Below are 6610 nucleotides of genomic sequence, written 5' to 3' on the forward strand. Positions count from 1 at the left end.
CGGGCCTCGACCCGGCCGGCCCGCGCCACAGCGTGGCTGCCGACTTCGCGGCCGTGGCCCGGGCCGCCCGGTCCGGTGCGCCGCGCTGCCGCGCGCTGCTGGAGGACTCGGCCCGCTACGTCGCGGCGGCCGCCGAGTCGGTGGTCAACCTGCTCGACATCGACCTGGTGGTGCTGACCGGCCCGGGATTCGCGGCGGCGTCCTTCGTGTACGGCCCGGCCATCACGCGGCGGATCGCGGTGGCCGACGCCCGCACCTGGCACCGCTCGGTGACCGTGACCGTCTCGCTGGCCGCCGCGACCGCCTCGGCCACCGGCGCCGCGGCCCTGGTCCTGCAATCACACCTACGGCGATAGCCCCACGCCCGGCTCTCGACCTGGGGACGCCACGTCGCGGCGCGGTGCGTCGCGTCGGCTAGCCTGCCGTCATGGCGAGCGCCGAGCTGGACGAGCTGATCGTCGCGGACGCCGAGGCGCTGCGCGCGTGGCTGTCGGCCAACCACGCCACGTCGCCCGGCGTCTGGCTGGCCCTGACCAGGAAGGGCGGCACGGTCACCACGCTGACCTGGCAGCAGGCGGTCGACGAGGCCCTGTGCTTCGGCTGGATCGACGGGCAGACCCGGAAACGGGATCAGGAGACCTCCGGGATCCGGTTCACCCCTCGCAGACCCCGCAGCGCCTGGTCGCAGCGCAACATCGCCAACGTGGCCCGGCTGGAGACACAGGGCCGGATGCTGCCCCCGGGCCGCGCCGCGGTGGACGCCGCGAAGGCCGACGGGCGGTGGGCCCGGGCCTACGCCCCGCCGTCGGAGGCCGAGGCACCGGCCGACCTCCTCGCCGCCATCGCCGCCGTCCCGGCCGCCCAGGCCATGTTCGACGTCCTCACCAAGACCAACCAGTTCGCTCTCATCTACCGGGTCAACGCCGTCAAACGGGCGCAGACCCGCGAGCGAAAGATCGGCGAGTTCGTCGCCATGCTCGCCCGCCACGAGACGATCTACCCGCAGAAGGCCAGGCCTGCGAACCCGCCGTGATCGGCACCCTGCCGCCGACCGGGCGGGCGGGCGGCGACGGATCGTGTCGTGTGCTGAACTGGGGCATGCAGATGCGTCCCGCGGAACTGGCGGCGATCCGTGCCGGCGACGTCGACGTGGCGTTCCGCCGGTGGGAGCGGCCCCGCGTCAGGATCGGCACCCGGATGCGTACCGCGGTCGGACTGGTCGAGATCACGTCCGTCGACCGCGTACCGGTGCGGTCGCTCACCGCCGCGGACGCCCGCCGGGCCGGCGCCGCGTCGCTGACCGCGCTCCGGCAGGGTTTGGACCGCACGCACCCCGACCGGCCGGTCTATCGGATCGGGCTGCGATACGCGGGTGCCGACCCGCGGCACGCGCTGCGTGCGGCGGTGCCCGGCGCCGCGGAGATCGACACGATCGTCGCGGGGCTCGACCGGCTCGACCACGCCTCGCCGACCGGGCCCTGGACCCGGGCAACCCTGCTGCTGATCGACGAACTGCCGGCCACCCGGGCACCCGACCTCGCACGGCGGATGGGACGCGACACCCCGGCGTTCAAACAGAACGTGCGCAAGCTCAAGGAGCGCGGTCTGACCGAGTCGCTCGACATCGGCTACCGGCTCTCGGCGCGCGGCGCCGCCGTCCTGGACCACGAGGGTCATCCCCGGCCGGCCCGGGGCCGGCCGGCGCCGGAGCCGGGAATTCCGTTGCCGCACCTCGGCGCGGCCGCGACCCGTGCGCTCACCGCGCGCGGCGTGGTCCGCCTCGAGCAGGTCGCCGACCTCACGGAAGGCGAGGTGCGGGCACTGCACGGAGTCGGGCCCTACGCCCTTCGCCACCTGCGAGCAGCGATGGACGCGGCCGGTCTGGCCTTCCGCGGCGACCCCGGCCTCGGCTCGCAGGCCACCGACTAGGACCGGACGATCTCGCCGATCGGGCGCCGCGGCTCGTGATCCAACGTCACGCCCCGCACGCCGATCCGGGCAGGCTCGCCGCGGTCACACCCGGCCGCGCCTCACTCGCGTTTGCGTGCGGCTGCCAACGTGGTGACATGGCTGGCTGGATTGCCTTGGTCGCCGCTTTGATCGGCGCGATAGCCGGGACGTTGTCCACCTACTTGACCCTGCGTCCCAAGCTGACACTCGAGCTGGAGTACGCCTACGACCGCACGCTGCGCGACAAACGCATCGACTCCTACCAGCGCCTCTTCTACGTCACCAGGCACTTTCCCCGCTATTACCTGGATGACAGCAGGCCGACCGGCTCCGACCTGCAGCAATACCGCGCGGAGTTGCACGACTGGTATTTCAACCAGGTTGCCGGCGGCATGTTCCTGACAGCGGCGGCCAAGCGGTCCTTCCTGGAGCTGCAGAACCACATAGCCGGCCTGATCTTCGACGACGGGTTGCCGCGCAACGATCAGAACGCCCCGATCTCCCCTGAGGCCTGCGACGAGCTGTTGGCCCTCGGCCGCCGCCTACGTCACCAGCTGGTGGCCGACCTGGGGGCCGCCAATACCCCGAGAATCTCAGGAACCCACCCGAAACCGACCCTGGAACCCCCACGCGCCGTCTTTCACCCTCGCTGATCCGCGCGGGTGTCCGGTTTCGGCGGGAGCTGCCGCTGATGAGCCGGCGGCTGTCGTTCGCCCGCGCCGCGGTCGCCCTGCCCGACCATGGCGATCCTACGGTCGGGAGGCAGAACCTAGCCGCGGAGTTCGCCCAGTCGGCGCTCCGGGTTCGGCGCCGCCGCCGCGAGGGTCTTCGTGTACTCGTGCCGGGGGTTGAGGATCACCTCGTCGGCGGGGCCGCGTTCGACGATCCGCCCGCGGTACATCACCAGGATCTCGTCGGAGAAGTGCCGGGCGGTCGCCAGGTCGTGGGTGATGTAGAGGACGCCCAGGTGCTCCTCGCGCTGCAGGGTGGCGAGCAGGTTGAGCAGGCCCAGCCGGATCGAGACGTCCAGCATCGACACCGGCTCGTCGGCGATCAGCACGCCCGGCTCGGGTGCGAGCGCCCGGGCGATCGCGACCCGCTGCCGCTGCCCGCCGGACAGTTCGTGCGGGCGCCGCCGGGCCACCTGCGCGGCCGGGGTGAGCCGCACCCGTTCCAGCAGCTCGAGGACCCGGCGGCGCACCTCGGCCGAGGTCATCCCCGGGTGGTGCAGCCGTACCGGGCGTTCCAGGTGGTGCGCGACGGTGTGGTGCGGGTTGAGCGAGGCGAACGGGTCCTGGAAGACCATCTGCACGCGCCGGCGGTAGCCGGCGAGGCCGGCGCCGCGGCGCGCGACCGGCTCGCCGTCCAGCAGGATCTCCCCCGCGGTCGGCCGTTCCAGTTGCAGCAGCAGCTTCGCGATCGTCGACTTGCCGCTGCCGCTCTGGCCGACCAGCGCGATGGTCCGGCCGGGTTCGAGCGTGAAGCCGACGTCGTCGACGGCGCGCAGCCGGCCGGTGCGCAGGCCGTCCCGCAGGCGGTAGTCCTTGACCAGGCCGCGTACCTCGAGGGTGTTCACGCGGTGTCCTCCGTCGGCAGGGCGCTCAGGCGGTCGTCGGCCGCGCCGCGTACGAAGGAGCCGCGCTCGCCGGTGAGGCTGGGGAAGGAGGCCAGCAACTGCTGGGTGTACTCGTGGCGGGGCTCGGTGTAGAGCGTCGCCGCGTCGCCCAGCTCGACGATCTCGCCGCGGCGCATCACGGCGATCCGGTCGCTGATCTCCAGCAGCAGCGGCAGGTCGTGGGTGATGAAGAGGACCGCGAAGCCCAGTTCGTCGCGCAGCCGGGCGATCTCCCGCAGGATCTCGCGCTGCACCACCACGTCCAGGGCGGTGGTCGGCTCATCCATGATCATTACCTGCGGCTCCAGCGCCATGGCCATGGCGATCATGACCCGCTGCCGCATGCCGCCGGAGAGCTCATGGGGGTACGCGTTCAGCCGGGCCCGGTCCACGCCGACGCGTTCGAGCAGGTCGCCGGAGCGCTGCCGGCGCTGCCTGCGGTCCATGCCGGGCCGGTGCGTGATGAAGATGTCGTCGAGCTGGTCGCGGATGGACACCACCGGGTTGAGCGAGTTCATCGCGCCCTGGAAGACCATGGAGATCGTGTCCCAGCGGGTGGCGCGCAGCTCCTCGGCGTGCAACTCGTTCCAGTCGATGTCCCCGGCCTCGCGGGAGTGGAACACCGCGCGGCCCGAGGTGATCACGGCGGGCGGTTTGAGGAGCCGGATGATCCCGTACGCGAGGGTGCTCTTGCCGCAGCCGCTCTCCCCCGCCAGGCCGAGCACCTCGCCGCGGCGCAGCGTCAGCGAGACGTCCTTGACCGCGTGCACGACCGGCTCGACCAGGTAGTCGACGCTGAAGTTCTCGATCGTGAGCACCGGCGGGCCGGTGGCCGTCACAGCGTGGCCTCCTTGGCCTTCTCCAACTGCTCGCGGGACATCCGCCAGCCGCGGCGGGCGGACCGGGTCTGGTTGCGCAGCTTCGGGTTGATGACCTCGTCGATCGAGAAGTTGATCAGCGAGAGGGCGGCGCCGAACAGGGCCAGCATCAGGCCCGGCGGGACGAACCACCACCAGGCGCCGAGCCGCAGCGCGAGGCCGTTCTGCGCGTAGTAGAGCATGGTGCCCCAGGTGAACGAGCCGCTGGCGCCGAGGCCGAGGAAGGACAGCCCGGCCTCGCCGAGGATCGCGAAGATGACCGCGAAGACCACCTGCGAGGCGAGCAGCGGGATCAGGTTGGGCAGGATCTCCACGGCCAGGATCCGCCAGCGTCTCTCCCCGGCCACCCGGGAGGCCAGCACGTAGTCGCGGTTGCGCAGGCTCAGGGTGTTGCCGCGCAGCACCCGGGCCGAGCCGGCCCAGCCGGTGATGGACAGCACCAGCGCCACCAGCCACAGGCTCTTGTCCGGCACGTAGCTGGAGATCACGATCACCAGCGGGAGGCCGGGTATCACCAGCATGATGTTCGTGAACAGGGCGAACGCCTCGTCGACCCAGCCGCCCGCGTACGCGCCGACCACGCCGAAGAACCCGGACAGCAGCAGGGTGAGCACGCCGACGATGGCGCCGATGGTGAGCGAGCCGCGGGTGGCGTGCGCAAGCTGGGCGAGCACGTCCTGCCCGGTCTGGGTGGTGCCGAGCCAGTGCTCGGCGCTCGGCGCGGTGAGCCCGATGTCGTTCACCAGCGCCGGATCCTGCAGGAAGAGCGGCCCGAGCAGGCCGAACAGCAGGATCACGCCGCCGAGGATCAGGCCGGTGGCCAGCTTGGCGGTCATCCGCGGCAGCGCGAACCCGCGCCGGCCGGACGCCGCCAGCGAGGCCTCCGCGTCGGCGGAGGCGGCCTCGGCCGCCTGGGTGGCCAGTGTCATGTCAGCCCCCGGCCCGGGTACGCGGGTCGATGACCGAATACAGGAGGTCGACCAGGAGGTTGGCGCAGAGCACCGACAGCGTGATGACCAGGAAGATGCCCTGCATCAGGGCGTAGTCGTTGTTGCCGACCGCCTGCAGCAGCGCCGACCCGATGCCGGGGTAGGAGAACACCGCCTCGGTGACGATCGAGCCGGCGACCACGAAGCCGAGCGAGATGGCGAAGCCCGAGACGGACGGGAGGATGGCGTTGCGCGCCGCGTACCGGCGCATGATCCGGCCCGGGCGCAGGCCCTTGGCCTCCGCCGTGACCAGGTAGTCCTCGGAGAGCGTGGAGACCATCATGTTGCGCATGCCGAGCATCCAGCCGCCGACCGAGGACAGCACGATGGTGAGCGCCGGCAGCGCGCCGTAGTAGAGCACCGAGACGATGAACGGGCCGTTCCAGCCGGGCGTCACCGTGTAGACGTCGTAGCCGCCGTTGAGCGGGAAGATCGGCCACACGCTGCCGAACAGGTACAGCAGGATCAGGGCCAGCCAGAAGTACGGCACGGACTGGAACATCGTGGTCACCGGCACCAGGTTGTCCAGCCACGACCCTCGCCGCCAGCCGGCCAGGGTGCCCAGCCCCACCCCGGCCAGGAACGAGATGATCGTGGCGAGCCCGATGAGCCCGATGGTCCACGGCAGGGTCTGCGCGATGATCGAGGTGACCGTCGCCGGGAAGTACGCCACCGAGGTGCCGAAGTCCCCGGTGACCAGGTTGTGCAGGTAGTCGACGTACTGCGACCACAGCGACCGGTCGGTGTCGGCGCCGAGCAGCGCCTCGATCGCGTGTCTCATCTCGGGGGTGACCGGGCCGTGCTGGCCCAGCTTGGAGATCATGATGTCGACCGGGTCGCCCGGCATGAGCCGCGGGATGAAGAAGTTCACCGTCACCGCGGCCCAGAAGGCGATCAGGTAGAACCCGAGCTTGCGGGCCAGGTAGCGCACGCCGGCCCGGCTACTTCGCCGGCTTCAGGTTGACCATGACGATGCCGTTGTCCCAGACCTTCCAGGACGCGGGCAGCGCGTACTTGTTCTCGTTCGTCGGCCAGCCCGTGGCGTGCGCGGTGCTGAACTCGGTGAGCATCGAGTTGATGTAGATCGGTATGTACGGCATGTCGCGGACGATCTCGGTCTGGATGGCCGCGTACTGCTGCTTCTGCGCGGCCTCGTCGTTGGTCGCCGCGGCCGCGGC

The 6610-nt window shown here is 71.4% G+C and carries 8 protein-coding genes and 1 pseudogene; 4 read left to right on the forward strand and 5 right to left on the reverse strand.

The features are described 5' to 3' along the window. The 4 genes from AB0F10_RS43225 to AB0F10_RS43240 form a co-directional block, all read left to right on the forward strand. Positions 1-356 (forward strand): ROK family protein (locus AB0F10_RS43225; protein ID WP_360639792.1); only part of this gene is annotated, 356 nt, incomplete at its 5' end. A 71-nt stretch (positions 357-427) separates the two neighbouring features. Continuing rightward, positions 428-1033: a YdeI/OmpD-associated family protein gene (locus AB0F10_RS43230; protein ID WP_360639794.1), complete on the forward strand. Its 606-nt coding sequence runs from the start codon at positions 428-430 to the stop codon at positions 1031-1033. Then, on the forward strand, positions 1030-1929 hold the full coding sequence (locus AB0F10_RS43235; protein WP_360639797.1) for a hypothetical protein: 900 nt from the start codon (positions 1030-1032) through the stop codon (positions 1927-1929). The genes AB0F10_RS43230 and AB0F10_RS43235 overlap by 4 nt, the downstream gene beginning before the upstream one ends. A 137-nt stretch (positions 1930-2066) precedes the next feature. Next, positions 2067-2603: a hypothetical protein gene (locus tag AB0F10_RS43240; protein WP_360639800.1), complete on the forward strand. Its 537-nt coding sequence runs from the start codon at positions 2067-2069 to the stop codon at positions 2601-2603. 116 nt (positions 2604-2719) lie between these two features. On the opposite strand, the gene AB0F10_RS43245 is transcribed toward AB0F10_RS43240, so the two are convergent. The 5 genes and pseudogenes from AB0F10_RS43245 to AB0F10_RS43265 all read right to left on the reverse strand — a co-directional run. Next, on the reverse strand, positions 2720-3526 hold the full coding sequence (locus AB0F10_RS43245; protein WP_360639803.1) for an ATP-binding cassette domain-containing protein: 807 nt from the start codon (positions 3524-3526) through the stop codon (positions 2720-2722). Then, entirely contained in the window at positions 3523-4404 is an 882-nt protein-coding gene (locus AB0F10_RS43250) for an ABC transporter ATP-binding protein (protein WP_360639806.1), read from the reverse strand. The genes AB0F10_RS43245 and AB0F10_RS43250 overlap by 4 nt, the downstream gene beginning before the upstream one ends. Next, a complete protein-coding gene (locus AB0F10_RS43255) occupies positions 4401-5372 on the reverse strand; it encodes an ABC transporter permease (protein WP_360639809.1) in 972 nt (323 codons plus the stop codon). The genes AB0F10_RS43250 and AB0F10_RS43255 overlap by 4 nt, the downstream gene beginning before the upstream one ends. Position 5373: 1 nt before the next feature. After that, positions 5374-6363 carry an ABC transporter permease gene (locus tag AB0F10_RS43260; protein WP_360639811.1) on the reverse strand — a complete coding sequence of 330 codons (990 nt, stop codon included), beginning with the start codon at positions 6361-6363 and terminating at the stop codon, positions 5374-5376. Positions 6364-6373: 10 nt separating this feature from the next. Continuing rightward, positions 6374-6610: pseudogene (locus AB0F10_RS43265) on the reverse strand (ABC transporter substrate-binding protein); the annotation flags it as partial.

It is taken from the genome of Actinoplanes sp. NPDC026623 (genome assembly GCF_040638275.1).
Classification (GTDB): Bacteria; Actinomycetota; Actinomycetes; order Mycobacteriales; family Micromonosporaceae; genus Actinoplanes.

Coding starts and splice junctions, on each gene's coding strand:
- AB0F10_RS43230 (WP_360639794.1), top strand. CDS start 428: ATGGCGAGCGCCGAGCTGGACGAGCTGATCGTCGCGGACGCCGAGGCG.
- AB0F10_RS43240 (WP_360639800.1), top strand. CDS start 2,067: ATGGCTGGCTGGATTGCCTTGGTCGCCGCTTTGATCGGCGCGATAGCC.
- AB0F10_RS43255 (WP_360639809.1), bottom strand. CDS start 5,372: ATGACACTGGCCACCCAGGCGGCCGAGGCCGCCTCCGCCGACGCGGAG.